This window comes from Flavobacterium sp. MAHUQ-57 (assembly GCF_051908335.1).
In the GTDB taxonomy this organism is placed as follows: Bacteria; Bacteroidota; Bacteroidia; order Flavobacteriales; family Flavobacteriaceae; genus Flavobacterium.
Genome location: NZ_JBPZTE010000007.1, coordinates 430,489 through 456,883 on the forward strand (window position 1 = coordinate 430,489; position 26,395 = coordinate 456,883).

The 26,395-nt window shown below is 36.5% G+C and carries 17 protein-coding genes; 9 read left to right on the forward strand and 8 right to left on the reverse strand.

The window, feature by feature from the left end:
• The first annotated feature begins 272 nt into the window (after positions 1–272).
• On the forward strand, positions 273–5,099 hold the full coding sequence (locus ACS8MM_RS10010; protein ID WP_379716112.1) for a GEVED domain-containing protein: 4,827 nt from the start codon (positions 273–275) through the stop codon (positions 5,097–5,099).
• Between the two features lie 320 nt (positions 5,100–5,419).
• Entirely contained in the window at positions 5,420–10,294 is a 4,875-nt protein-coding gene (locus ACS8MM_RS10015) for a fibronectin type III domain-containing protein (protein WP_379716115.1), read from the forward strand.
• On the opposite strand, the gene ACS8MM_RS10020 is transcribed toward ACS8MM_RS10015, so the two are convergent.
• Complete coding sequence (locus ACS8MM_RS10020; RefSeq protein WP_379716118.1) at positions 10,275–10,619, reverse strand: hypothetical protein; 345 nt, start codon at positions 10,617–10,619, stop codon at positions 10,275–10,277. The two genes, ACS8MM_RS10015 and ACS8MM_RS10020, sit on opposite strands and share 20 nt — an antisense overlap.
• Positions 10,620–10,647: 28 nt before the next feature.
• Here ACS8MM_RS10020 and ACS8MM_RS10025 point away from each other — a divergent pair, with 28 nt between their 5' ends.
• The 3 genes from ACS8MM_RS10025 (at position 10,648) to ACS8MM_RS10035 (ending at position 13,635) form a co-directional block, all read left to right on the forward strand.
• Complete coding sequence (locus tag ACS8MM_RS10025; RefSeq protein ID WP_379716121.1) at positions 10,648–10,827, forward strand: DUF5522 domain-containing protein; 180 nt, start codon at positions 10,648–10,650, stop codon at positions 10,825–10,827.
• A gap of 215 nt (positions 10,828–11,042) precedes the next feature.
• Positions 11,043–13,028, forward strand: coding sequence for a urocanate hydratase (locus tag ACS8MM_RS10030; RefSeq protein WP_379716124.1), 1,986 nt, complete (start codon positions 11,043–11,045; stop codon positions 13,026–13,028).
• A gap of 73 nt (positions 13,029–13,101) precedes the next feature.
• A complete protein-coding gene (locus tag ACS8MM_RS10035; RefSeq protein WP_379716127.1) occupies positions 13,102–13,635 on the forward strand; it encodes a DUF4136 domain-containing protein in 534 nt (177 codons plus the stop codon).
• A gap of 38 nt (positions 13,636–13,673) precedes the next feature.
• On the opposite strand, the gene ACS8MM_RS10040 is transcribed toward ACS8MM_RS10035, so the two are convergent.
• From ACS8MM_RS10040 to ACS8MM_RS10050, 3 genes are read right to left on the reverse strand one after another with little or no spacing between them, the layout of a single operon-like run.
• Positions 13,674–14,693 carry an ATP-grasp domain-containing protein gene (locus ACS8MM_RS10040; protein WP_379716130.1) on the reverse strand — a complete coding sequence of 340 codons (1,020 nt, stop codon included), beginning with the start codon at positions 14,691–14,693 and terminating at the stop codon, positions 13,674–13,676.
• A gap of 35 nt (positions 14,694–14,728) precedes the next feature.
• Positions 14,729–15,745, reverse strand: a complete 1,017-nt coding sequence (locus ACS8MM_RS10045) for an MvdC/MvdD family ATP grasp protein (RefSeq protein ID WP_379716133.1) — start codon at positions 15,743–15,745, stop codon at positions 14,729–14,731.
• Between the two features lie 15 nt (positions 15,746–15,760).
• Positions 15,761–16,003 carry a microviridin/marinostatin family tricyclic proteinase inhibitor gene (locus ACS8MM_RS10050; RefSeq protein ID WP_379716136.1) on the reverse strand — a complete coding sequence of 81 codons (243 nt, stop codon included), beginning with the start codon at positions 16,001–16,003 and terminating at the stop codon, positions 15,761–15,763.
• Positions 16,004–16,520: 517 nt separating this feature from the next.
• On the opposite strand from ACS8MM_RS10050, the gene ACS8MM_RS10055 reads away from it, so the two are divergent.
• Complete coding sequence (locus ACS8MM_RS10055; protein ID WP_379716139.1) at positions 16,521–18,278, forward strand: aromatic amino acid hydroxylase; 1,758 nt, start codon at positions 16,521–16,523, stop codon at positions 18,276–18,278.
• A 59-nt stretch (positions 18,279–18,337) separates the two neighbouring features.
• Entirely contained in the window at positions 18,338–18,646 is a 309-nt protein-coding gene (locus ACS8MM_RS10060) for a rhodanese-like domain-containing protein (protein ID WP_379716142.1), read from the forward strand.
• Positions 18,647–18,685: 39 nt separating this feature from the next.
• Here the strand turns inward: ACS8MM_RS10060 and ACS8MM_RS10065 are convergent, their stop codons facing one another.
• From ACS8MM_RS10065 to ACS8MM_RS10080, 4 genes are read right to left on the reverse strand one after another with little or no spacing between them, the layout of a single operon-like run.
• A complete protein-coding gene (locus ACS8MM_RS10065) occupies positions 18,686–19,300 on the reverse strand; it encodes a DUF4230 domain-containing protein (protein WP_379716145.1) in 615 nt (204 codons plus the stop codon).
• Between the two features lie 11 nt (positions 19,301–19,311).
• Positions 19,312–20,259, reverse strand: coding sequence for a GSCFA domain-containing protein (locus ACS8MM_RS10070; RefSeq protein WP_379716148.1), 948 nt, complete (start codon positions 20,257–20,259; stop codon positions 19,312–19,314).
• A 42-nt stretch (positions 20,260–20,301) separates the two neighbouring features.
• Positions 20,302–21,531 carry an exosortase N gene (gene xrtN, locus ACS8MM_RS10075; RefSeq protein ID WP_379716151.1) on the reverse strand — a complete coding sequence of 410 codons (1,230 nt, stop codon included), beginning with the start codon at positions 21,529–21,531 and terminating at the stop codon, positions 20,302–20,304.
• Entirely contained in the window at positions 21,531–24,002 is a 2,472-nt protein-coding gene (locus tag ACS8MM_RS10080) for an XrtN system VIT domain-containing protein (protein ID WP_379716154.1), read from the reverse strand. The genes xrtN and ACS8MM_RS10080 overlap by 1 nt, the downstream gene beginning before the upstream one ends.
• Positions 24,003–24,221: 219 nt before the next feature.
• On the opposite strand from ACS8MM_RS10080, the gene ACS8MM_RS10085 reads away from it, so the two are divergent.
• Positions 24,222–25,967, forward strand: coding sequence for an ABC transporter ATP-binding protein (locus tag ACS8MM_RS10085; protein WP_379716157.1), 1,746 nt, complete (start codon positions 24,222–24,224; stop codon positions 25,965–25,967).
• Between the two features lies 1 nt (position 25,968).
• Positions 25,969–26,367, forward strand: coding sequence for a RidA family protein (locus tag ACS8MM_RS10090; RefSeq protein ID WP_379716160.1), 399 nt, complete (start codon positions 25,969–25,971; stop codon positions 26,365–26,367).
• The last annotated feature ends 28 nt before the right edge of the window (positions 26,368–26,395 follow it).

Genomic DNA, 26,395 nt, shown 5'->3' on the forward strand with positions numbered 1-26,395 from the left:
ACCTCTCTAAATCATTCGGCGCTTAAACTCTTAATGATTATGAGACAAAACTAAAAAAACCTATTAATTGTCCTTTACGGTTTTTCCGTAAAAATTGTTAAAAAAATAAAAAATAACCTTAAAAAAAGCTTATGACAAAAAACTACTTTTCCTTAAACCCCTTCTAGAACAGCATCTTAACAACTAATCAGATTAGCAAATGAGCAGTAAACTCATGAAGTGATGCAGATCTAACCATACATCAATGATTTATTAAAAAATTAAGAATGCTTATGAAAAGGAATTACCCCAACACTAGTTCAGAAGTAGCCAAAAAAGAAAAACAATTCCAAGTATTTAACTCGAATAGTAAATTATCTTTTAAAACCTTCATGTTATTCGCTATTGCATTATTATACAACAGCATAACAATTGGACAAGTCTCCAATTACGGCTTCAGTCAGACAACAGGAACATTTACCACACCTGGAGGCTTATCAAACAATAGCGGCAACAACTGGGACGATGAAAACAATCCAGGAACAATTGGTTTTACTTTTAATTTCAACGGAACCGATTACACTACTTGTAATGTTAACACCAATGGCTATATTACTTTCGGGGCCACGTTACCCGCAACCAATAACTATAATCCCATTTCTTCAAACACAGGTTACGCAGGAGCAATAAGCGCTTTGGGCCGAGACTTGTTTCATAACGGAACAAGAGTTAGAACAGTAACTACTGGAACAGCGCCCAATAGAACATTTACCGTACAATGGACAAATGCAAGAAGATTTTCTTTGGGATCCGCAAGGAATGGCGATTTTAATTTCCAAATAATACTTCATGAAACCACAAATGTTATACAAGTAGTTTACGGAGCCTGCTCTTCTGCATATGCAATAGATCTAAGCGCACAAGTGGGATTGAGAGGAGCCACAAATGCTGACTTTAACAACAGAACAACAACCAATAACTGGCCTGCTTCAACTGCTGGAGGTACAAATGCTGCTACATGTAATACTGGAGATGGCACTGGCGAACTACCAACTAACGGACTTACGTACACATGGACTCCTAGACCATCTATTACAAGTTTAGTAGGATCACCAGCCTGCGCAGGGGGAAATATAACCATAAACGGTACAAATTTATCAAACGCAACTGCCGTTACTATAGGCAGCACACCTGTTTCATCAATTACCTCCAATACAGCAACACAAATAGTTGCCGTTATCGGATCTGGAACAACAGGTACAGTGCAAGTTACAACAGCTGGAGGAACAGCAACAAGCGCCAGTTCATTCACAGTAAATCCTGCCCCGGCAGCAATTGGTGGAGGAAGCGCCAGTGTTTGTGCTGGAGCAACTACTCCGGCATTTACGAATGCTACAGCTGGAGGAACTTGGTCAATCACGAACGGAACCGGAAGTGCTTCAATTACTGCAGGAGGTATCGTTACTGGTATTAGTGCCGGAACAGCAACTGTGGTATATTCCCTTGGCACTTGTACTTCTACAACCTCAATCACAATTAACCCAACCATTAACACTTTAGCAACAGCTACTTCACCAACAGATGGTGCAACTGCTGTTTGTTATTCTGGTTCAGGTGCTATAACACAATTAAGCTGGGGTGCTGCCACAGGTGCCACTGGTTATGATGTTTATTTCGGAACCACAACAACACCTGCATTAGTAAGTTCGAATCAAGCTGCAACAACTTGGACTATTAGTCCAGTATTGGCAGCCAACACAACCTACTACTGGAAAATAGTTCCAAGAAACGGATGCGGTGTAACGACCGGAACAGCTGTAAACTGGAGCTTTACAACAACTAGTGCTCCTTGTGTTGCTTACTGTACACCTGCATCAACTTCAGGCACAGCTTACATAGCAGGAGTTAGCTCAGAAGGCACCTTAGTAAATGGATCCAACACTCCAACTGGTTATTCAGTTGGTGGATATGGCAATTTTTCAGGAATAACAATTGCGAGTCAAATACCCGGAGGAGGTATCAATATCAACATTAACTTAGTGGGTGGTCAACATATTAGAACTTTCGTAGACTGGAATAACGATGGTACTTTTGCTGATCCTGCTGAAGAAGTATATACTACAGGAGCAACAACATTGAGCGGCCCAACAACGTATGGCTTCCTAGTTCCATCTGGTCAAGCACCAGGCAATTACAGAATGAGAATTAGAACAAGATCTGTTACTCCGATAGACCCTTGCGTATCTCACCCGTCGGGAGAAGCAGAGGATTACACTATTAACATTGTAGCGGATTGTTTGCAAAAAATCACTAATGTTACCAATGGTTCGGCATGCGGTAGTCCTAATACTGTAACTCTTGCTGCAACATCTGCAGGTGCAACTGGATTCAGATGGTACAGTGCAGAAACAGGAGGAAGTTTATTAGCTACAACAGCAACAGGAAGTTGGACAACACCTTCAATAGCTGCAACAACAACTTACTATGTAACTGCCTATAACGGAACTTGTGAATCACTTTACAGAACTCCAGTTAAAGCAACCATATTAACAACTACCAACATCACAATCACACCTTCAGCACCTGTATTATGTGGAGACAATAATCCTATTACTATAACAGCATCCGGGGATACTACCGAAGAAGATATTTTAGTTCAGGATTTTGAAAGTGGCATGGCACCTTTTACAGCAACAATACCAACAAACACTAGTACTGGAGCAGATTCTCCATGGTCGGTAAAAACAAGTCCGTACCAACCATCTGGGACTTCTGTTTGGAAACCGGCAATAAATTCGGGATCGATTGCAACAATTGGTAATAAATTTGCTTTATCTTCGTCCGATTACAACGGCTCAAACATGGTGTCCATTATTACATCACCAACTATCAATCCGTCTACATACACAAGTTTAACACTAACATTTGATCAATATTATTCTTATTTTTCAGCAGATAGTGGTGAAGTACAGGTTTCAATCAATGGTGGCGCATTTACATCGGTAACTCCCACTGCTGCAGTTTACAATTCAGATCTAGGAACACCTTCTAATTTCGTGACACAAACGGTAAACCTTAATGCTTATGCACTTCCTGCAAATACAAGTTTACAGTTCCGTTTTGTTTACACTGCGCAATTTGATGATGGATGGGCAATTGACAATATCAAACTTACAGGTATAAAACCTTTGAATACAGCTTTTACATGGAGCGGAGGTGTTGATGCCTATACAGACGTATCATGCACAATCCCTTATGTTGCTCAAAGTGTGTCAACAATTTATGTGAAACCAAACGCAACCCAATTAAACAGTGCATCATGGTCATTTACTGCAACCGCTACTCTATCGAATGGTTGTACTGCAGTTAAAAACATCAATGTAACGAATAATACAAAAACTTGGACAGGAGCTAGTTCACAATTATGGAATGATGCGAGCAACTGGGCACCAAGTGGAGTACCAACTTCATCAAATTGTGTTGTAATTCCAAATACAACACAGATTACAGGTACAGGTTACAATGCATTTGCAAAAAACCTTACCATCAAATCTACTGGTAACTTAGAATTACAGTCATCGAATAACTTAACAGTTACTGATGAAGTCACTGTTAACGCTTCTGGAGTTTTCAACATTAGAAACAATGCCAGCTTAGTACAAACGAGCAATGTTGCTAATGTAGGTAGCGTAAACGCACAAAGAAGCGCTAATGTAAGACAACAGGATTATGTATATTGGTCGGCTCCAGTAGCGAATTTCCCTGTAGGTTCTATCTCTCCAGGTACTAGTAGTAGTTATATTTACAAATGGCTACCCACAACCAGTACAAGCTACACAAGTAATTTTGGAAATTGGTCAGGTACAGCTGAAAACATGGTAACCGGCAAAGGATACATAGTTAGAGGACCTAATGCCTACTCAACTTCCGCTGCCGCTAATTATACTGCAACTTTTACAGGTGTTCCAAATAACGGTACAATAACAACACCTATATCAAGAAGCACATACAATGGCGCCAGCTATCCAGGCCCAACAACAACTTTGGTAACCGCTAATGATGATAACTGGAACTTGGTTGGAAATCCATATCCATCATCAATCAGAGCGATTGATTTCTTAAATGCAAATACAAATATTGCCGGATTTGTTAATTTATGGACACATGGAACATTACCTGTATCATCTGTAGATCCTTTCTATGCTAATTACACATACAACTATACTGTTGCTGATTACATCACTTACAATGCATCAGGCGCCTCTTCAGGGCCAGGAGTATTTAATGGATTTATTGGATCTGGACAAGGTTTCTTTGTATTGATGAATCATACTTCAGCTGCCACAACCGAAACTGTTACTTTCAACAATAGTATGAGAAGCGCAACCTATAGCAATTCGCAATTTTACAGAACTGCTGACAATAATGCCAATTCTCCTGAACCAGAACACAACAGAATTTGGTTAGACATTATCAAAACAGCTGACAATAGCAACAGACGTACTTTAGTTGGATATATTGAAGGCGCTACTAATGAGAAAGATCGTTTGTATGACGCTATCGGAAGTGAAAAACTCAATTTCAACATCTACTCACTTTTAAACAATGAAATGCAACTTATACAAGGAAAAGCATTACCATTTGATAATAATGACAAAATTGAGATTGGAATCAACGCTCCGCAAACAGGTGAATATAAAATAGCAATTGGAGCTTTGGATGGCTTATTCAATAATGAAGCTCAAGACATTCTCCTAGAAGATAAATTACTGAATGTAACTCATAATTTAAAAACAAGTCCATATACTTTCAGTGCAAATCAAGGAAGAGACAATTCTCGATTTGTTTTAAAATTTGTCAATCAGACTTTATCTGACGATGATAATGTATATGCAAATGACATCAAAATATTTGCAACAAACACTTTGAATATAGATTCGTACAAACACATTATTAACAATGTAACCGTTTACGATGTAGTAGGTAAAAAATTATTAGAGATTGATGCTATTCAACAAAAGCAAATCACCATCTCTCAATTAAAACCGACCACAAATATACTTTTAGTTAAAGTTACCTTGGAAAACGGAAACGTAATTACGAAAAAAGTAATTTACTAAAATCGAATTACTTACTTTAATCAAAAAAACCTTCAAGTATTTGAAGGTTTTTTTGTGATTTTTTTTATTTACACACCCAAAACTCTACTTCTGTTAATCTTATTTTCAATTTAAACACCTGAATGTTAATAACTTTTGATAAAAAAACCATTTTAGAAACACCCCACAAATAAAGGAAAGTTTAACATTTTTTTTAAAAAAAAAGTTTTTCTTAACATAATATACGGGAAAACCATTGCGTGTGTAAATATTTTTTTTATGTTTGTTTTTAACAATTCTATATAGAATTTCCAACAAAAACAACCTAAAAACGAAATTAAATGAAGCAAAACTACAAGTTTGTTGCATATCCATTATGCAAAGCACTTTTTTTGTGGCTACTCTTTGCATTTTTTGCAATCACCACAGGGCACTCACAAACTTTTACCGACAACACGCCTAATGGCACAGAATCTTGGGTAGTTCCTGCGGGAGTTACCTCAGTAACCGTACAGATTTGGGGATCTGGCGGTTCAGGAGGAGGATCAAACAGTAACGGCGCCGGAGGGTCCGGTGGAGGTGGAGGTGGATACTCTACAAAAACATTTACAGTAGCTGCAGGTCAAACCATCTCTTATACAGTAGGAGCTGGAGCAACTGCAACAACAGTTGCCAACGGAAACTCAGGAAACCAATCTACATTAACTCATGCAGCATCTACTACCAGTTTAACTGCCAACGGAGGAGGTGCTGGATTATTAAATTCGGCTACTGGTGGTGCTGGAGGAACGGCGAGTGGAGGTTCAACTAACACGAGTGGATCTAATGGTGGCGCTGGCGGAGCTTCAGGAGGTAATGGAGGTGATGGCGGAAATACTACAGGTACAGGTGGCGCTGGTCAAACTAACGCCGATGGAACAGCTGGTGGCGCACCCGGAGGTGGTGGCGGAGGCGGTGAACGTGGAGGCGGAAACAGATCAGGAGGAGCAGGTGCAAATGGAAGAGTTATAATCACTTATGCATTACCAGGACCATCAAATGATGAATGTTCAACAGCAATTGCTTTAACGGTAAACACAACGTGTTCTTATTCTTCTTATACTACAGTTAGTGCAACAAACTCAACTGGCATTCCAGCGCCGGGTTGCGCTAGTTATTCTGGTGGAGACGTATGGTTTAGTGTTACTGTTCCTGCTGGTGGTCAAGTGACAGTAGATCTTGTAGAAGGCGGAATGACAGACTCAGGAATGGCATGGTATACAGGCTCATGTGGTTCATTAACTTTGTTACAATGTGACGACGATAGCAGTACTAATGGAATGATGTCGTCTATAACGAGAACTGGCCTAACTCCTGGCTCAACAATATATATACGAGTTTGGGAATACGGTAATGACAATCAAGGAACATTCGGTATATGTGCAACAGCTCCGGTAGTATGTACAACACCCGCTACTCAACCTACAGCATTAACATTAACACCTTCGGGTGGCAGCATCAACGGAAGCTTTACAGCCTCTAGTTCTGCACCAACAAATTATCTTGTTGTATACAACACAACCAATACTGTACCCAATCCAGCAAATGGCACTTCTTATACCATAGGAGGAGCTGTTCCTGGAGGAACTGTTGCTGATAACGATTCAAACACTTCTTTTAGTGTTTCAGGGTTATCTTCCAACACGACATATTATTTCTTTATTTTTGCGTACAACACCACTGGATGTACTGGTGGTCCATTATACCTGGAATCACCGACTGCTGGCCCATTAACTGGCAGTGCATTGACCGGTTTATCATACTGTACCCCTACTACAACTTCGGGCTCTGATTATATTTCTGGATTTACAACAACAGGAGGAATTAACAATATTAGTTACACAAGTACAGCAATGAATACTGGTGGATATGGTGACTACTTCAACACAAGAACAGTATCTGGTACTGCAGGAGGGTCGATTGATTTTTCCGAAACTTATGTAGGTGGTTCTCACGGTTTCAGAATTTGGGTAGATTGGAATAACGATGGTGATTTTGCAGATGCTTCCGAAAGCGTTTATACCTCAGGTGCAATCGCAACAGGTCATGCGGGAACGTTTAACATTCCAGCTTTACAAGCAGCAGGAAACTATCGCATGAGAATTAGAGCTTACTGGAATAACAATACTGTTGACCCATGTGCAACTGGACTTTCTTATAGTGAAGCTCTAGATTTTAAAATGACTGTTGTTACGCCAATAGCTACATGTCCTGGAAATCCTTCCAACATAACAGCTAGTGCAATTACCGGAACAACAGCAACAATCTCTTGGACTGCTGCGTCTCCAGCACCAATTAGTGGATATCAAATTAGTGTATCAACAACTAACGGAGCTCCAAGTTCTACCAATACAGCTGCAGCCGGAGTTACCACAATTGGCTTAACAGGATTGACAGCAGAAACCACATACTATGTCTATGTTAGAGCGAATTGCGGAGCTACTCAAGGGTACTGGATTGGTCCAATCTCTTTTAAAACACCATGTGCCTCAGGAGCCGGTACTGGAACAACCACTTTAGGATGTCCATCTGTGGTATCAGGTGGTTTAGGTTTAAATGGTTCTGATCCAGCTGCAATTACTTGCTCTACTACCGGCTGTGTCGATTTAGAAGCAACGTATTTACAATTAGGACAAACCTCAAGCTACACCGCTCAAGCAATCCCGTATAATCCACCTTATCAATTTGGTTGTTTGGCCAATTCTGTGAGTGTTAACACCGATGATGTTTGGTCACCAACAATTAACTTGCCATTCAACTTTTGCTTTTACGGAACCAATTACAATCAATGTTTAATTGGCTCAAACGGCGTATTAACTTTTGACACTACTAACAATACTGCAGGAGGCACATCAGCATGGGAATTTGCTTCAAACTTACCGAACACTTCTCTTTTCAGAAATACTATCTTCGGTGTATATCAAGATATCGACCCAAGCAAAGGAGGAACAGTAGGTTGGGAATTAGTAACATTATCAACAGGATGTAGAGCATTAGTAGCTTCTTGGAAAGACATTCCAATGTTCTCTTCTAGTTGTAATTCGATGTTGTATACAGGTATGATGGTACTCTACGAAAACACAAACATCATTGAAGTCTACATCAAAGAAAAAAATGTATGTGGCTCATGGAATGCAGGAAACGCCATTGTTGGTGTTCAAAATGCTGCAGGAACTACTGGAACCGCAGCACCAAACCGAAATGGTTTAGACACAAACTGGACAACTACAAATGAAGCATGGCGATTTGTTCCAAGTGGAACAGCCATCACTTCAATTAAATGGTATCAGGGAGCAGGTACTACCGGCCCTGTAGTGGGAACAACAGATGTAATCAATGTATGTCCTTCAACAACTACAACGTACACTGCAGAGGTAACGTATTCAATGTGTAACGGATCTACTGTCAAAGTTACAGATCAAACTACAGTAACCGTATCTGGTAATAAAGTTTGGAACGGATCTGTAAATACAGATTGGAATACTGCAGGCAACTGGACTCCATCAGGCGTACCAAACAATACGCAACCTGTAACCATTGCGAATGTAACCAATAAGCCGGTAATTAATGGAGGAGCAGCTGCTCAAGCATGTTCATTAACAATTCAAACAGGTTCACAATTAACAGTTGCTACCAATAACAACATCACGGTAACTAATGCAGTTACAGTTCAAGGAACAGGAAATTTAATCTTGAATAATGGAGCCAATTTGATCCAAATTAACAATGTGGCCAATTCTGGAAATATCCAATCTATAAGGAATGCAAATATCAGAAGACAAGATTATGTCTATTGGTCGTCTCCTGTAGCTAATTTCCCAGTAACTTCTGTATCACCAGGAACAACAGGTGGATATATCTACAAATGGTTACCAACCACTACAACTGGATACGCGAGCAATTTTGGTAACTGGGCAGCTACAACTGAAAACATGGTTATCGGAAAAGGATACATAGTACGTGGACCGAATGCCTATTCAACAACAGCTATAACAAACTTCACGGCTACTTTCACAGGTGTTCCCAACAATGGTATTATCACTATTCCAATATCGAGAAGTAATTATAATGGACTAAGTTATACCGGTCCAACTTCAACATTGGTTACCGCAAATGATGACAACTGGAATTTAGTCGGTAATCCATACCCTTCTTCGATTAGAGCTATTGATTTCTTGAATGCGAACACAAACATTTCAGGATTCATCAATGTATGGACACACGGAACTTTACCGGTTTCTTCTGTGGATCCATTCTATGCAAACTATAACTATAATTACACAACTTCTGACTACATTACTTACAATGCCTCAGGCGCTTCATCAGGTCCCGGTGCATTTAATGGATATATTGGATCTGGACAAGGTTTTTATGTATTGATGAATCATTCATCAGCTGCTACAACAGAAAACCTGACGTTTAACAATAGTATGAGAAGTGCGACTTACAGTAATGCACAATTCTATAGAAATTCTAGTAACAATGACACTCAAATAGAACCAGAAAATAATAGAATTTGGCTGGATCTTATTAAAACTGCCGACAACACAAATCGTCGTACATTATTAGCCTATGTCGAAGGTGCTACTAATGAAAAAGATCGCATCTATGACGCAGTAGGTAGCGAAAAGTTGAACTTCAACTTTTACTCAATAGTGGACAACGAAATGCAACTAATTCAAGGTAGAGCATTGCCTTTTGACAGCAATGACAAAGTAACTTTGGGAATTAATATTGCGCAATCGGGAGAATACAAAATTGGAATTGGTGCTTTAGACGGCTTGTTTACTAAAAAATCACAAGTTGTTTTATTAGAGGACAAATACCTGAATGTAACACACAATCTAAAAGAAAGTCCATATACCTTTACCGCCAATCAAGGTAGAACTGACAATCGTTTTGTGATAAAATACATTGATGGAAAAATATCAAACGGTGATGATACATTTATCAATGACATTAAAATATTTGCAATGTCGAATCTAAATGTAGAATCTTCTAACATTGATATCACTTCTGTTACTGTTTATGATGTAATCGGAAAAAAATTACTGGAATTAAACAATATTAAACAAAAACAAATCACTATCAGTCAATTGAAACCAACAACAAATGTTATTTTAGTAAAAGTAGCATTGGAAGACGGAACAGTGGTAACTAAGAAAGTAGTCTACTAAAAACAAACCTACTAAACCCCCAAAAAGGCCTTGATTTTAAATAATCAAGGTCTTTTTCGTTTGCATAAGCTTCACGTTCAAAAGAAATATTACAATATCCCTCATAACGGTCTTTGTACTGAATCCATCGAAAAACAAATTCAATACCATACCATAAAAAAAAGGGTAGGATTAACAACTCTAATTGCTGGCGAATGTGTATCCTTTCATGGTTCACAAATACAGGATTTTCCTTATCCTTTTTATCTGCCATAACCACAAATGGAAAAAAAGTAATCCCTCGAAACCCTTTTGGAGTCAAATATTTAAAAACAATCAAAATCATATGCTACAAAATTGATAAATTTGCGCACATGAACAATGCCTTGAATCCAAATAATTTACAAGAAGGTGAAGATTTTTATTATACACCGGAGGGATATAAATGCTTTACCGAAAAATACCATTTAAAAAGAGGGTATTGTTGTAAAAGCGGATGTCGACATTGCCCATATGGTTATGATAAAAGAACTGGAACCATAATTAAAAAATAGGGCGTGACCCTGCGGGTCGGGCTGTACGCAGTACGCGGTACTTCGCTCCCATCCCTCACGCAAAAGAAACAACATCATAAAATGGACCACCATTTACAAAAATACAGAGTCAAAATCAACAAGTCCTATCACAGGTCAGATATTCGTTACCCCTAGCGGTCAATCCACTATGAAATGACGAAATAATAAATCTAAAGAATAGTAAAAATTACAACATGACTTTTCAAGAACAAATACTCGAAGGAATCCCTTCTGTTTTACCACAGCTAAAACCCTACGAAACAGCTATAAATCACGCACCTAAACGCAAAGAAATACTTAACCGTGAAGAAGTAAAATTAGCTCTTCAAAATGCTTTACGTTATTTTGAAGCAAACCACCACGCAGAATTAATTCCTGAATTCAAAGAAGAATTGGAAAAATACGGTCGTATTTACATGTACCGACTTCGTCCGGATTACGAAATGAAAGCACGCCCAATCTCAGATTATCCAGGCAAAAGCGAACAGGCAAAAGCCATTATGTTAATGATTCAAAACAATCTGGATTATGCTGTAGCGCAACATCCTCATGAATTGATTACCTATGGTGGAAACGGAGCTGTTTTCAGCAACTGGGCACAATACCGCATAACAATGAAATACTTAGCTGAAATGACTGACGAGCAAACCTTAGTCATGTATTCCGGTCATCCAATGGGATTATTCCCTTCTCACAAAGACGCACCACGTGTGGTGGTCACTAACGGAATGATGATTCCTAACTATTCCAAACAGGACGATTGGGAAAAATTCAATGCTTTAGGCGTAACCCAATACGGACAAATGACTGCCGGAAGTTATATGTACATCGGACCGCAAGGAATTGTACATGGTACAACTATCACGGTATTGAACGGTTTCCGTAAAATCAAAAAAAGTCCATCCGGTGGATTGTTTGTAACTTCAGGTTTAGGCGGAATGAGCGGTGCTCAGCCCAAAGCAGGAACCATTGCAGGCTGTGTTACCGTTTGTGCAGAAGTAAACCCCAAAATCACCAAAATCCGTCATGAGCAAGGTTGGATTCACGAGATCGTTGAAGATCTTGATCTTTTGGTTAGTAGAGTAAGAAAAGCTTTGGATAACAAAGAAGTAGTTTCAATTGCCTACTTAGGAAATGTGGTTGATGTTTGGGAAAAATTCGACCAAGAAAACCTGCACATTGATTTAGGATCGGATCAAACTTCCTTACACAATCCATGGGCTGGTGGTTATTATCCAGTTGATATTACTTTTGAAGCCTCCAATGAATTGATGGCCAACAATCCAGAGCAATTCAAAGAAGAAGTCCAAAGAACATTACGACGTCATGCTGCTGCAATTAACAAACATACCGCCAAAGGCACTTATTTCTTCGATTATGGAAATGCCTTCTTACTAGAGGCATCAAGAGCTGGAGCAGATGTTATGGCAGAGAATCCAACATTAGGAAGAGAATTCAAATACCCTTCGTATGTACAAGATATTATGGGACCAATGTGCTTCGATTATGGCTTCGGACCATTCCGTTGGGTATGTACTTCGGGAAAACCGGAAGATTTAGCTAAAACCGATGCTATCGCTAGTGCTGTATTGGAAGAAATGATGAAAAACTCACCAGAGGAAATCCAACAACAAATGGCGGATAACATCCAATGGATTAAGGGTGCACAGGAAAATAAATTGGTAGTTGGTTCACAGGCTCGTATTTTATATGCTGACGCAGAAGGAAGAATGAAAATAGCTGAAGCATTCAACAATGCAATAGCAAACAATGAAATTGGACCAGTAGTTTTAGGTCGCGACCATCATGATGTATCAGGAACCGATTCGCCTTACAGAGAGACTTCAAATATTTATGACGGCTCTCGTTTTACTGCCGATATGGCGATCCACAACGTAATTGGAGACAGTTTCCGTGGTGCTACTTGGGTTTCTATCCATAATGGCGGTGGTGTTGGCTGGGGAGAGGTAATCAATGGTGGTTTCGGAATGTTATTAGACGGTACTGCTGATGCTGACCGACGTTTGAAATCGATGCTGTTTTGGGATGTGAACAATGGTATCTCAAGAAGAAGCTGGGCTCGTAATGAAGGCGCCATTTTTGCAATAAAAAGAGCAATGGAGACGCAACCTTTATTAAAAATAACCATCCCTAATATAGTAGACGAAAATTTATTATAATATTGAATTTCAGTTTTTTAATAAATTTCGGTATAGATTTTGTGCAAATTATTTAAACTAAAATTATTAAAAAATGAAACTATTCAAATTACTGTCGCTCATCGGGTTTTTCATTCTATCTTCTTGCTGTTCAGTAAGAGTTAATGCCGATTATGACAAAAACGTTAATTTTGGTCAGTATAAAACCTATGCGTTTCACAAGAGCGGAATTGACAAAGCAGAGATTTCCGATTTGGACAAAAAAAGGATTCTTAGGGCAATTGACGCTCAAATGGTGGCAAAAGGTTTTACAAAAAGCGAAACTCCTGATTTATTGGTGAATATTTTCACTAAAGAAAGAGAAAAAGTAGATGTAAATAATTTTTCTACAGGATGGGGTTATGGATGGGGTTACGGATGGAACCCTTATTTATGGGGAGGCAGAACCTATGTTTCAACTTCTACTGAAGGCACACTGTATATCGATTTGATTGATGCAAAAAACAAAGAATTGATATGGCAGGGAATGGGAACAGGTTATTTGACTCATGACACCAACAAAAAAGACGAAAGAGCGAATGAATTTGTCACCCGAATCTTAACGCAATTTCCTCCACAATCTAAATAAATAAAAAAGACTGCAAATGCAGTCTTTTTTATTTCTCCTTAAACCAATTCTTTTGCTTCTAGCAATAGTGGCTTATATCTTCTGTTGGCCTTACCTAAAAGCACCTTGGCAATTTGAGTTGATATTTCACCATCGATTAGCATATCCAACCAATAGAATTCTCCAGCAGAATTAATTTCAAGGAAGAAATATTCGTCTTCCGGTGTTACGATAATATCGGCAGCACCATAATTAATCCCATAAACATCCATCATTTGCAATAACTTCTCTTTGATGTCAATAGGTAAGTCATAAGGAACCCAGTCCTTTAAAAGCTTAACTCCTTCTCTTCTCCAATCCAATTTGGCATTATCCAATTTTTGAGAATCGATAGCAAAAGCGTAAACTTCTTCACCAACAATTGTTATTCTCAATTCTAATTTTTTCTCTAATTTTTGCTGAAATTGCATTGGGCAGTATTGTAACGATTCAATACTCTCCAAATTATCTTCTTTTATTTCATTGGTAAAAACAACATTTTCCACACCATCTTTATAAATAGCGAAAGAGCTTTGCATTTTGGCAATAACACTGGTATGACTTCTCACAAAACGTTTTGCTTCATCTGGACTATTAGTAATGCAAGTTTCAGGCACTTTCAAGCCTAATCCGGAAGCAATTTTCATTTGTTCTTCCTTGCTATCCAATCTTCTGTACATACTGTATTTTCCTAACTGAAAACAGTTCATACCTTCTAACATACCGTTCAAAGTTGTACGTACTTCACCGTGAATACTGCTTAGAAACTCGCCTTCTACTAAACCATTCAATCCGCTTCCTAAATTGTGACTTCTTCTGTACCACATTGCTGTACAATCATGAATAGAAGTTCGTGTTCCTTCATAATCCAAATACATTTTCCATTCACCTCCTTCATAACAAGTACTCAAACCATATTTCAAAGGATACTCGTCCACATTAAAACGAATGGGAACACCATTATTTTCTCTAATTTTTTGTGCAACTACCTCTACACTTTGATTATCCCCAGTGTGAGTAATTATTAATACTTTTTCCATAATTTATTTATTTGATAAACTGAATTTCAACTTTATTAACAGATTCTGGCCACCAGCTTTTCAGCTATTGTTTCCCCAATTGGGTAGCCTAAATCTCTTTGAATCATCCCCCATTCCCCTTGCGGGTTCACTTCAAGAAACACATAATCTCCTTTTGTGTCTCGAATCATATCGATTACTCCAAAAAGCAATCCCATACTTTCCATCATAGTCGAAAGAGAAACACAAATTTTTTCAGGCAGATTGTATTCTTCCCAAGTTGATTGAAGGTCATTCGCAATTCTCCAATCTGTTTTGCCATTTTCCGATTGCGTCGCATTGATTTTCCCGGCAAAAAAGGTTCCATCAACATAAGCGATGCGCAATTCGTAAGATTTATCAATTGCCTCTTGAAAAATCATTGGACAATAGTGTAATGTATCCAAACTTTCCAAATCATCTTCCTCGATTAAAGTAGTTGGAAACATTGGTGTATTTCCTGACATGCTTCTCGACAAAGCACCGTGAAGTTTTGCTATCATTTGTTTATTACAGACCGAATAAAAAAATGATTTCACTTTTTCCTGATTATTCGTAAACAAACTCTCAGGTATTACAAGGCCAGCTTTTTCGGCCTCGTTCAATTGTTTGAATTTATTTTCTCCTATTTTGTGATCAATATCCATACAATTCATCCACGGCACATGGCTAATGGACTCAAAGAACAAGTTTCGCATGGTAGTGTATTCCTGACGATAAATCCCATGAAATGACCCATCCAATTCTTCAGGAGTTGGTATTCCCCATAATTTTCGATACCAAACTGCTTCCACGTCTTTGGACGTAAATTTTTTACCGTCGTAAGTAACTTCAATTACTGACTCCCCTGAATGAATCTTATATTCAAAGGACAAATATTCAGAAAACTTATCCGAATTAAGTCTTACAACTTCTTTTCCTAATTCTTTCAATTTTTTTACGACAATATCAATCGTATAAAAATCATCAGAATGACTAATACATAAAATCATACGCGATAAAAATAAGAGCGACAACAAAGTTGCCACTCTCATTCTTCTAATTATTTATTAGATTTCAGTTCCTGACTCATCACTGTCAGAAGGATATTTCATAGTTTCATAAACATCTGCAGATGGCTTAGTACTTCCCCCAGGTCCTTCTTCACCGTCTGATGGATATTTCATAGTTTGAACAGTATCTTTTAAGATTGAAGTGATTGCTCCACCTTGAACTGCATTAGCTTCTTCTTTTGACATTTGGTTTTCTAAAAAGCTCGCGAAAAACGGCTTTTTTAATTCATTTTTTTTCATGATTTTAAAATTTAATTTTTTTAAAAAATTTGTTTACTTGTCTGTTTATTTGCAAATATTCGACTGAGCTAAGTTACTTTTAATTCTATCCTCAAAAAATCCAAACCCTACTAGAATCTTGATTTTATACCTTAAATTTATAAAAATAGGCATTGGTTTTAGATTCAAAAAAAAAGTCTTACTCCTTAAAAATCAACAACTTTCAATTGTCAATTTTTGAGAAAAAAAACGTAAAAAAAATTCTGTTAAAAAAACCTAAAAAACACAGTGAAAAATCAGCTTTTTTCACTATTTTATCGATATTCACTACTTCTCCAAAACAAGCAAAATCCCTAGGTAAGTCTTCAAGCGCACAAAAACTTCCCAACAAGTATTTCACTAGCCCTGATGGAAGCGGCATCCTTTTTTAGAGAAAAATTGAAGCCTGCGAAATTGTTCTCAAAAAAAGATATAGCGGACAGCAGGAATAAGCTCCTAAGATTTATTAACTTTGTAACCTACCGCAACTATTAAAACAATGAATACAGCATACGAAAGCAACCCATTGATAGACCGACTTCCAAAACATTTGAAGCAATTTATCAAACCGCAGGATTACAATGATTACACACCTATAAATCAAGCCGTGTGGCGCTATGTGATGCGCAAAAACGTGGATTATTTAGGAAAAGTAGCTCATGAATCGTATCTGGATGGATTGCGTCAGACCGGAATCGACATCGAGAATATTCCCAACATGTATGGTATGAACCGAATTCTTCAAGAAATTGGTTGGGCAGCTGTAGCAGTTGATGGTTTTATTCCTCCAAGTGCATTTATGGAATTCCAGGCCTACAATGTATTAGTTATCGCAAGTGATATTCGTCAGTTAGAACATATTGAATACACACCAGCACCCGATATTATTCACGAAGGCGCTGGACACGCACCCATTATTGCCAATCCAGAATATGCAGAATACTTAAGACGCTTTGGAGAAATCGGATGCAAAGCCATTTCATCTGCTCGTGATTATGAAATGTATGAAGCTATTCGTTTACTTTCTATTCTAAAAGAAGCAGAAGATACACCCGAAGCGGAAATTAAAAAAGCAGAAGAACATGTTGATTTTCTGCAAAACAATATGGGCGAATTGTCCGAAATGTCTAAGATCAGAAACCTTCATTGGTGGACTGTTGAATATGGTTTAATTGGTACTATTGAAGATCCTAAAATTTATGGTGCTGGTTTACTATCATCGATTGGAGAAAGCGCTTGGTGTATGACCGATAACGTAAAGAAAATTCCATATGATATTTCGGCTGCGGATCAAAGTTTTGACATTACCAAACCACAACCTCAACTCTATGTAACACCAGATTTCGCACAATTAAGTCAAGTTTTGGAAGAATATGCTAATACTATGGCTTTACGTACCGGAGGCTTATCTGGAATCCAAAAACTAATCTATTCCAAAGCATTAGGAACAATTGAATTAAGTACTGGTTTACAAATTTCGGGTGTATTTACGAATGTTATTGAACATGACAACAAGCCCGTTTATGTTCAAACAACCGGAAAAACTGCGTTATCTTACAGAGAAAAAGAATTAGTTAGTCACGGAACTGAATACCATTCCGAAGGATTTGGTTCTCCTATTGGCAAATTAAAAGGCATCAATCTAACCATTGAAGACATGAGTCCTCGTGATTTAAAAGCCTATGATATTTACGAAGGAAAACATATCACGTTGGAATTTGAAGGCGACATTAAAGTTTCTGGAGAGATAATTACCGGAACCCGAAATATTCAAGGAAAAATTTTATTGATTAAATTCAAAAATTGCACGGTTACACAAGGTGACACGCTTTTATTTAGTCCGGATTGGGGAATTTATGATATGGCGGTTGGTAAAGAAGTCATCTCTGCTTTTTCAGGCCCAGCCGATGTTAACAGTTTTGACATGATTAGCCACGTTCCTTCTTCAAAAACGATCAAACAGAAAAAATCGGCAGCCAGAGAAGAACTTGAAAACTTATACAAAAACGTTAGAGCAATTCGTGAAAATAATACTTCAGAGATTACGTTAAAAGAAGCTTTCGGAGCAGTATCATCCAATCATTCCAATGACTGGTTACTTTCTGTAGAGATTGCTGAATTGGCCTTTAAAGAGCAAAATAACGACTTACTTGACAAAGTGGTCAACCATCTTGAAAACGTAAAACAAAAACGTCCAGAAGTTGCGCATTTAATTTCTGGCGGATTGGATTTGATTTTTGATAAGGTTTCTGCTTAATGTAACATTAGTCACCATTATACTTATAGAATGCCCTTACTTTTAAACTCAAAAAAAGTATGGGCATTTTAGATTTATTAGGTTTTGGTTCTAAAACCAAAACGATTAAGAGCTATATAGCTAAAGGAGCTGTAATAATTGATGTACGGACTGTAAACGAATTTAATTCCGGTCACATTCAAGATTCAAAAAACATTCCATTAGATCAAATTACGAATAAAATCAATGCGATTAAAAACCTCAACAAACCAGTCATAGTTTGTTGCAGAAGCGGAATGCGCAGCAGCCAAGCGACATCATTATTAAAACCTCATGGCATTGAAATCATCAATGGTGGCGGTTGGGAAGAATTACGTCGGAAAATGTAATCAAAAAAGGCTTTCAGTTGAAAGCCTTTACTTACTCTATTACGATTTAAATTGTTTTTCCGATGTCACTTCTTCTCCTTTATATTCTACTTTCCATCCTACGGAATGAGTAACTAAAAGTATTTTGGACAATTCACTGATCAATCGGTTTTGCGCATTGGTTTTTAAAGTTGATTTTTCAATTTTAGCCGCCAAATCTTTTCTAACCTTTTTATTGATATTGTTAAAGTCGTCACCGGTAAATTCATTAAACTTACTCTGTTCAATATCATAATACTGAATATTGGGACTAATTTTAATTTCTTCTTTAGGTATACTCAAAATCACAATGGTTTTATCCGCTTCATTAATCTTATACTGCATTTGACGCAAATCATACGCTACCGTCACATCAGAATTGACTACAACCAATGCTTTTTTATCAAAAGACAACAATCCGCCTAAGTATTTATCTTGATCTCTAAATGTCAATACTTGTGAATAATGACCTTCCGTTACCACTAATTTCCCGACATTTTTTATTTGTTCCTGAATCAAATTCGAATTGTATTCGGTCGTGCTACCATCGTCATCGGATGTGAAAAATTGGAACGTAAAAAAGCCCAATACAATTATCAGCAAACCATAAAACAATTTCTTGTACAAATTCATCATAAAAACAATTATTAAAACGTCATAAAAGGATAATCTAAAGCTAATGTATTGATTTTTTGATTCAGATGCTGTAAAAATTTCTGATGACTTGCACTATCCGGATTGAAAGGACGATGATTGAATCCTTTTTGAATTTCGGAAACTTGTTGCATTACGGGGACAATTTTTCCAGCTATGTTGTGTTCCAAAAAACGGCTCCAAATATAATCGATGGCTACTGTATTGGGATGCAACATATCTTCAGCATAAAAACGATAATCCCGAAGTTCATCCATCATGATTTCGTAACTCGGAAAGTAATTTGAAGAAGAAGTTACTGAAACTACTTTATAAACCGCTGTTATCAAGTGTGATTTACTCACATTGTTCTCAACAAAACCATCTTTACTATGACGAACGGGAGAAACCGTAAAAATGAATTTTGCATCCTTATTGATACTTTGTATCAAGGTCATAATATTATGCAGACTTTCCTCTATAATCTCGACAGATAGTAATTCTTTTGTAAAATGCTTTTGCATTACTTTATGACAATTGGCAACTATCTCGTGCGACTCAATATTTCTGTAAACCCAAGCAGTTCCTAATGTTAAAATGAAATGCGTTGACTTAGTAATGTATTGATGTGTCTCATCTACTATATGGTTAAGATAATTCAGAAACGCTTCCTTATCAAAATTGGAGAGTTCCGAATGCACTTCGAAACAATGCCAGGCTTCGTTATGAAAAAAAACATCTTTATCTGTAAAATACGTTTTCAGAACACTTCTTCGAATGAGTTTTTCCAAAGAAACCGAATTAAAAATAATGCCAAATGGATTTACTTTTGATTTGAATTTGAAATACTCAAACTTCGCACCTATGTTCTCTGCAAAACAAGATCCCAAGGATAGTATCTCCGATTGGTAATCGATTGGAAAATCGGTATTCGAAATTGGTATTTGCGTCCGGAATTGCATACAGTTTATAATTTTATCAAAAATACGAAATTAGATCTTCCTTTATTCTACTTCCACTTCATTAATCAACCGTATCGATTTATTATAAATTAGTTTTTGCAACATCACTTCTATAAATGAAGTATACTTTTCATTGCCACATTCATACCACCAATACGATTTATAATGACGATTGTTTTTTTCCATCTTGTTAAACCAAACTTTGGAATGATATCGATCAATAATTTTTGATTCCGATATTTGATATCCATCACCTATCCAGCAGATTAATGGCTTATGTGATGGTGTTTTAATATAAATGAGCTTATGTGCATCGGCAATTTTGAAAACTTCTTCATTAACCCACTCTCCCTTTTCTACCGAGTATTTCGGATCAATTTGATGCAACAGATTCCACTGCTGTCCTTTTTTCATTTCGATTGTCGTAACAAAAACTATTACGCTTGCTACCAAAGCTGGAATCAGATTAATTGATTGTACCACCTCATTTTTTCCATGTTGATGAGGCTTTATCCATCGTATTAAAAAAAGCATTGGAACAATTTGATACAGCAGAAAACAAGCCAATCCGACACTATGATGTAAAACGTTTTCTTGAGTACAATTCAATAAAATCAAGGTAATAATTCTAAAAAAATTAGAGATGATGTTTAACATTACTACTATCAAACTGAAGAAAAGAATTTGCGTATTACTAAAATAGCCGTTGCTTTTTTTCTCTTCGATTGTAAGCAACACTGCAGCAGCTAGTAATCCGGTCTTAAACATAGATAACCCCATACATGCAGTATCTACAGTTATCTTAGCACCATTACTATAAAAGTTCACGCCTTCAATCTTGTCAATGGATACAAACCCTTTTAAAACAAGATAAACACCTTGACACAAAAACTGTTTAATCTCAGCCGATAAATGTTCAAAAACCTTATTAAATAGCGATGAGAACAGCAAGAGACATATAAATGCAATGAACGAGAATTTCTTCGTAAAACTAAAATAAATCAAACAAATGATTATACACAAAGAAATCAAATGCAACGACTTGGTATGAAGCTGATAGCTTACAAATTCAAATAAAACCAAGAGTGTCAAAAGTGGATAATGCATTTTTAAATTGGTAATTCGTCCACCAACAAAAAACAAAACCATAGAAAGAGCAACCCCGAGAAAATCATTTTCCAGAGCAAAAAACAACACTTCATAATTCATAATCAGTAACGTTGTCAAGATTAGAATTACAAGTGTTTTTTTATGTTGCAGAAGGAATCGCATTAAGCAACTTTGTTCTTTTTTTGTTTGTAATAATAGAACAAACTTAATCCAAGTAATACGATCATAGCCCATTCATGTGGTTCAGGAACCGCACCATCGTTATTTACAGATGCATTTCCAAGAGTATTTACATTTTTCTCAATTCCGTTGTTTTCATAGTCTTCATCTGTTTCTAGTACGATTAACGAAGAGATCGGAGTTACAACATTTGCCTCCTTCGCCAAATCAACGTATTTATTGTTAGCAAGAGAATCCTCTTGAATTTTAACCTGTTCCTCTAAAACTTTTCCAAAAGCATACATTCTAAAAATATGATTGGATCCATTGCTTTTATAATTATTTGTGTTCATATTTTCTTCGATAGCAACATCGGCCATCTCCAGATTTACCAAATTCTCATTTTTTCGGGTAACTTCAAATTGATTTTTTGAGAGTAAATCACCACATTTCTTAAGATCCGTTTGTAAGTAATCGACATATTTTTGTTCTTTAATTGTTTGCCAAAACGGATTCATAACTTTAGAAATCCCGATAACTTTTATATTCTTTTGTTTTGTTTTCGCTTTAACTTTTTTAAGATATTCGGATCCTTCCAACTCTTCAAAATTGGCCGAAAATGATCCGCTTTTTGTTACAACCAAAGCATTTTTCTCGAGTTTGTAAAAAGGCAATAATGAATACTGTTGCGACTGAAATTGTTCAAAAAGAGAATTGAAATTAGTTTTATCAATTGCCATTCTTTCCTTATTCAAAAAAACATAATACTTATGATTGGAATTATTCAGAATAGTTTCCAACTCATTCTTTTCCCAAGTAGCATTCAAATCCAAAACAATCTCACTTGGCACAAATGCAACCACTTCTTTTTCTATCTTTTTTACATTGTACACTTTATTCTCCCAAACAAAAGCACTTTTAAAAGCAGCATCGTTTAAAGGTAAAACAACTTCCCAATTATCTAATCCTTTGGATTCATTGATGTAAAAATTGTTTTTCAATTTGAATTCTTTGCTGGATTTAAATTCGCTATTCCCTACTATCTGAATTCTCGATAAAGTTGCTGCATTTGAAATATTGGGCCCTTTAATATTCAAACTCGAATAATACATCTTTCCATTATCTACTTTTAACGGTGTGGTAAATCCACATTTAAACGTTCTAGGCAGATTTTCACGAATAGGAAAAACACGTACAACAACTCGATTTCCCTCTTTCCATTGCATTAATGAAGGATCTCTAGCTTCTACTCCAACAATTTGCTTATAAGCCGCTTTGGCTTTTTCTTTAGTCGTCAAAACGCCTTTACGTTCTATTCCATTCACCCACAAAGAAAGCGAAGTTGCAACAGAACCTTCAGGAAGTTGGAAAGAATAAATTGCTTCTTTATCACCCCAAGAATCTTTGGTACAAGCCACATCCATTGTTATTTCAGTGTAGGCTAATCTTTCATTGGCAAAGAGCTTGACATCTTCCTTAATATTTTTAGTTACCAAATCTTCACCACTCCACAATTGTTCTTCGGTTTCTAAACGTTTGTCAAAATTGGATTTCAGAATGTTAATCCTATCATCACCACTCAACGATAGATCTTCCATGAACATATAAGCAACATTTACAATTGGATTGTGCGTTTTCCTTTCATTGTACTGTTGGTTGATCCCACCAAGACCTCTGAATTCAAAAAAATCTTCTGAGTGCAAATACACAATATCTTTTTTGAGCAGTATCTCATTAAAAAAATTGGGTGTCAAATTTTGAGAAACTTTTATATAACTAGGTAAATCATTATCCGTATCAAAAGTTTTTGTAATCAATTGACCTTTAATTTTTTCATATTCCACATACAATAAAGAAACAAACACAACAATACCTAACATTCCAATAATGACACCTGAACCGAACAAGATCAAATTATACTTTTCCGTTTTAAATTTTCCAATCAATTTCAGTGCATGCCAAACACTTACAATTAAAGGAACCAATCCGTAAAATCCTAAACCTAACCCCAGAATACCAATAAATGAAATTGGCATAAATGGGATAAGATAGGTCATAAAATACAGAATCATCAAAAAGGAAATCCCGTTTATAAAATAAGTAACAGGAGTTATTATCTTATGTCTGTACTCACTATATATAAAGAAATTAGTCAAACAAAAAACAAACGTGGTAACATACACCCAAACTGGCAGATTTTCGAAAATACAGATTAAAATATTCGTTGAAAAGCACCCTATAAACCAGTTTAAAAATAAAAAAGGAACAATATGATTATAACTTTCTTTATTCTTTATCACCTTAAAAGTAAAAGTTACGCCATAAGTAACTTCGATTACCATGGCAAAAAAGCACAACATCTCCATACCTCTAATTTCCTGCCTTACACCTACCAATGAGACTATTAAAATAAAAATGCTAAGTATTGTAACGGCGATGCTTGTGTCAACCCCCTTCTTCTTAAGATATTCCATAGTTGTTTTTATTTTTAAAATTAAAAGTACTTTGAATTACAAAGTTATTATTAATTTTAACTTTTCCAAGTGACTTTGCCAAAAAACTAAAATTTATTGGATGCTAAAAGAGAAACCACTCATTATCAATAGTATACTTTCTTGCAATTTTAACGATTTCTTCACTCTTTAATTCCTTAATTTTGTTCGTCCAAATAACACAGAGGATACAAAAACACTATGAAATTACTCTACAGTTACCTCAAAAAACACAAAACTTTATTATTTTTTGCTTTACTGATGGCCGCCATCAATACTTGTTTTAGTCTTTCAGATTCTATTATTACTGGTAAGCTGATGCAGGATTGTGGTGTAGGCATTGCCAAATATAAAGGAAACGAAATAGGTTTCATTAAAGCCGTTAGCTTTTGGCTTGGCCTATCACTAGGAGCAGCAATGATTTCAAGAATTACCAAAAACTTTCAAGATTACTTTACCAATATTGTGATACAACGCACTGGCGCTGAAATGTATACCGATGGTATCAAAAAATCTTTGGATTTGCCTTACATGGAATTCGAAGACCAACAAAGCGGCAAAACACTCAGTATGCTACAGAAAGTTCGAACGGATTCAGAAAAATTGATTACCTCATCAATTTTATTAGTTTTTCAAACAGCAATCAGTTTCATATTTGTACTTGCTTACATTTCTAATATCGAATATAGAATTGCTTTTATTTTTCTATTCACAGCGCCAATTATTGCTTTTGTTAGTTCATTACTAGGAAAAAAAATAAAGGTAATTTCTCGTAGAATAGTTCAACAAACGAACTCTTTAGCCGGATCCACTACAGAAAGTTTACGTAATATAGAACTCGTAAAAAGTTTGGGGCTTACACAACAAGAAGAAGGACGTTTGAATTCGAATACCTTAAAAATTCTACAATTGGAATTACAAAAAATTCGTTTCATCCGAAGTTTGAGTTTTATCCAGGGAACCACAGTTCATTTTATGCGAACCTGTGTCGTTTTTACTTTATACTACTTTGTATTCGATGGAAAAATTCAAGTGGGTGACTTATTAACTATGGTCTTCTTCACCTTTTTCTTATTCAATCCGCTTCAAGAATTAAGTACTTTCATTATCGCTAAAAATGAAACGAAAGTTTCGATGGAAAACTTTGAAAAACTTTTGAATGCAACTTCTGAACCTCGTCCTGATCAACCAGAAACAATAGGAACTATTCAATCATTGGTTTTTTCCAATGTGAGTTTCAAACACAAATCAGCCAATCAATCGGCCGTTGAAAACATTAATTTCAATATTAAACAAGGAGAAACCATAGCCTTTGTCGGTCCTTCCGGAGCTGGAAAAACCACTTTGGTAAAGTTATTAGTAGGACTTTATCCTCCTGCAGAAGGTCAGGTTTTGTATAATGGTGTAGATTCCAAATCCATTGATATTCTTGAGCTCCGTAAGCAATTAGGATTTGTTACTCAAGATGCACAATTATTTTCAGGAACCATTCGGGAAAATTTGTTATTCGTAAAACCCGATGCTACCGATCAGGAATTATTAGACGCATTGCAAAAGGCAAGTTGTCAAAAACTTTTAAATCGTGCTGAAAATGGTTTGAACACAACTATTGGCGAAGGCGGAATCAAAGTGTCAGGAGGTGAAAAACAACGATTATCAATTGCCCGCGCAATATTACGTCACCCGAATTTATTGATTTTTGATGAGGCTACTTCAGCATTGGATTCAATAACAGAAGAAGAAATCAACACGACGATACGAAGTATTTCCGATCAAAGTAGAATCACGATCCTTATTGCTCATCGTTTATCCACTATCATGCATGCCGATAAGATTTTTGTACTCGAACAAGGAAAAATAATCGAACAAGGAAAACATGACGAGTTATTGAATGAAAAAGGCTTGTATTATGCCATGTGGAGACAACAAATTGGAGAACGAAAATAAGATGTTTAAAAAAGAATATATTGAACCCAACGCTGGATTTTCTCAAGTAGTTTCCATCGAAACCAATGAAACAATAACGCTTCATATTTCAGGGCAAATTGGTGAGGGAACAAATTTAGAAGCACAAAGTATAGCTACATTTCAAAACTTAGAAAAGCTATTACATCAATGCAATGCTACTTTTAAAGACGTGGTTAAAATGACTACTTATATTGTAAATTTTAACCCTGAAATTGACTTACCCATTTTTAGAAAAGTTCGAGCTTCCTTTTTAGGTGACAAAAACTATCCGGCAAGCACCCTAGTCGGAGTTACTGTTTTAGGTAACCGGGATTGGTTGATTGAAATTGAAGCAACTGCTGTACTAAGTAAAAAACAAGAAAAAACCTCTAAGCTATAATTACTTAGAGGTTTTTATTCTTTATCGA

What these genes read in the sequence shown, in the direction of transcription:
- ACS8MM_RS10010 (WP_379716112.1), top strand. Translation starts at nt 273, where the DNA reads ATGAAAAGGAATTACCCCAACACTAGTTCAGAAGTAGCCAAAAAAGAA.
- ACS8MM_RS10015 (WP_379716115.1), top strand. Translation starts at nt 5,420, where the DNA reads ATGAAGCAAAACTACAAGTTTGTTGCATATCCATTATGCAAAGCACTT.
- ACS8MM_RS10020 (WP_379716118.1), bottom strand. Translation starts at nt 10,619, where the DNA reads ATGATTTTGATTGTTTTTAAATATTTGACTCCAAAAGGGTTTCGAGGG.
- ACS8MM_RS10025 (WP_379716121.1), top strand. Translation starts at nt 10,648, where the DNA reads ATGAACAATGCCTTGAATCCAAATAATTTACAAGAAGGTGAAGATTTT.
- ACS8MM_RS10030 (WP_379716124.1), top strand. Translation starts at nt 11,043, where the DNA reads ATGACTTTTCAAGAACAAATACTCGAAGGAATCCCTTCTGTTTTACCA.
- ACS8MM_RS10035 (WP_379716127.1), top strand. Translation starts at nt 13,102, where the DNA reads ATGAAACTATTCAAATTACTGTCGCTCATCGGGTTTTTCATTCTATCT.
- ACS8MM_RS10040 (WP_379716130.1), bottom strand. Translation starts at nt 14,693, where the DNA reads ATGGAAAAAGTATTAATAATTACTCACACTGGGGATAATCAAAGTGTA.
- ACS8MM_RS10045 (WP_379716133.1), bottom strand. Translation starts at nt 15,745, where the DNA reads ATGAGAGTGGCAACTTTGTTGTCGCTCTTATTTTTATCGCGTATGATT.
- ACS8MM_RS10050 (WP_379716136.1), bottom strand. Translation starts at nt 16,003, where the DNA reads ATGAAAAAAAATGAATTAAAAAAGCCGTTTTTCGCGAGCTTTTTAGAA.
- ACS8MM_RS10055 (WP_379716139.1), top strand. Translation starts at nt 16,521, where the DNA reads ATGAATACAGCATACGAAAGCAACCCATTGATAGACCGACTTCCAAAA.
- ACS8MM_RS10060 (WP_379716142.1), top strand. Translation starts at nt 18,338, where the DNA reads ATGGGCATTTTAGATTTATTAGGTTTTGGTTCTAAAACCAAAACGATT.
- ACS8MM_RS10065 (WP_379716145.1), bottom strand. Translation starts at nt 19,300, where the DNA reads ATGATGAATTTGTACAAGAAATTGTTTTATGGTTTGCTGATAATTGTA.
- ACS8MM_RS10070 (WP_379716148.1), bottom strand. Translation starts at nt 20,259, where the DNA reads ATGCAATTCCGGACGCAAATACCAATTTCGAATACCGATTTTCCAATC.
- xrtN (WP_379716151.1), bottom strand. Translation starts at nt 21,531, where the DNA reads ATGCGATTCCTTCTGCAACATAAAAAAACACTTGTAATTCTAATCTTG.
- ACS8MM_RS10080 (WP_379716154.1), bottom strand. Translation starts at nt 24,002, where the DNA reads ATGGAATATCTTAAGAAGAAGGGGGTTGACACAAGCATCGCCGTTACA.
- ACS8MM_RS10085 (WP_379716157.1), top strand. Translation starts at nt 24,222, where the DNA reads ATGAAATTACTCTACAGTTACCTCAAAAAACACAAAACTTTATTATTT.
- ACS8MM_RS10090 (WP_379716160.1), top strand. Translation starts at nt 25,969, where the DNA reads ATGTTTAAAAAAGAATATATTGAACCCAACGCTGGATTTTCTCAAGTA.